Origin of the sequence: Ferruginibacter sp., assembly GCF_014377975.1 — a bacterium.
Taxonomy (GTDB): Bacteria; Bacteroidota; Bacteroidia; order Chitinophagales; family Chitinophagaceae; genus Ferruginibacter.
Genome location: NZ_JACMOO010000172.1, coordinates 1 through 1531, shown reverse-complemented (window position 1 = coordinate 1531; position 1531 = coordinate 1). Strand labels below are relative to the sequence as shown.

Annotated in this window: 2 protein-coding genes; one reads left to right on the top strand and one right to left on the bottom strand. The window is 35.7% G+C overall.

From position 1 onward, the window contains the following. Nucleotides 1-212: 212 nt before the first annotated feature. The gene (locus H7254_RS10020) at nt 213-746 is read right to left on the bottom strand and encodes a DUF5606 domain-containing protein (RefSeq protein WP_301932837.1); all 534 of its coding nucleotides are present in this window, start codon (nt 744-746) and stop codon (nt 213-215) included. 153 nt (nt 747-899) lie between these two features. On the opposite strand from H7254_RS10020, the gene H7254_RS10015 reads away from it, so the two are divergent. Next, nucleotides 900-1531: carboxypeptidase regulatory-like domain-containing protein (locus H7254_RS10015; protein ID WP_301932836.1), on the top strand; the 632-nt coding region annotated here is incomplete at its 3' end.

The window sequence follows — 1531 nt, the reverse complement described above, 5'->3', positions numbered from 1 at the left end:
TCAGCTGTATTTCTTTTTTGAGCTTTTATTATATCCCATGGGTTGTACCCATTGTTATCCTAAGTTGAACCCTGCGGGATTCATAAATAACAGGAATTTTAAATAACAAATGAACATATAAGGCAATATCATCAAACTATTTATTTGATCACCAAATCGTAACGCTTAACTTTCTTTTGTCTCCCGTCTTGTATCTTGTGTCATCTACCTCTTTATGCCATCTTCCTCGGACTGTTAATCTTTTTTGCAGGTCCACTTTTAATAGCTGCTGCTTTTGGCGTAGCAGTTTTAGCTGTTACTTTCTTTTCAACTACAGCCGGTTTTTCTTCCCCTTCAATTGCTTCTTCACCTTCCGCATGTTCCGTTAACTTAATTTCTACCTCAGCGTTTACCAGAATTTCATACCACTTCACCATCTTCTTCATATCGCTGGCATATACTCTTTCAAAATCCATATCAGGGTATACTTTTTCAAAATAGGCTTTTATAGCTTTAGTATCTGCTTTTGCATCCGGCTTTGCTTCCTTACTTTCTTTCATAGCATTAAAAACATCTACCAGGTTACTGTTGTCCTTAGTGGTAAATACTTCTATACTTTCTAAATGAGAAAAACTATGAATACGATTGCTTACAAATTTTGTGGATTTATCTTCCAGCGAACGAACGATACCGCCATCTGCTTTTGAAGATACCAACTCATACAAACCGCCGAGGCCGGTTACAGATACTATTTTATTATAGATCATATAAAATAAAAATTTTGATTTGCAATTTAAGGGAGAAAAAAGGAAAAATTGCTTACCGCCTTTGCGAATACCTTATTTAACAAAAACAAATTAAAAGGATTGCGAATGTTTTCAAGCTAATACATCGTCTAAAGTGTACAAAGAAAAGTATATATGAAGTCAATTTTAGTTTTTTTGCTGTTTGTAACAGCTTTTTCAAGCGCAGCCTGGGCACAAAATGCCGGTATTAAGGGTAATGTAAATGATCGTACAGATAGAAAAGCAGTAGTGGCCGCAACGGTATCGCTGTTAAAACAGCTCGATTCTTCTGTAGTTTTTACAACCGTTACAGGGCCTACAGGATCTTTTTCGTTTAATAATTTGCCTGCAGATAGTTTTATAATAAAAGTAAACGCATTAAATTATCAGGAATTTATTTCCTTTATTATTTTAAAGGATACCGTTAGGACAATGTCAACTTTTGTGCTAGACAGACAGAATAAAGATTTATCAACTGTTACGGTTTTGGCAAGAACACCACCGGTCGTTGTTAAAGGAGATACATCGCAGTTTAGTGCAAATCAGTATAAGGTAAATCCTGATGCTACTACCGAAGACCTTATTAAAAAAATGCCCGGCATTACCGTGGCAAAAGATGGTACCGTTACTGCACAGGGCGAAACTGTAAGAAAAGTAACGATAGACGGGAAAGATTTTTTTGGTGATGATGCATCAGCTGCTTTAAAAAATTTACCATCAGAAGTTGTTGATAAAATTCAGGTTTTTGATAGGCTAAGCGATCAATC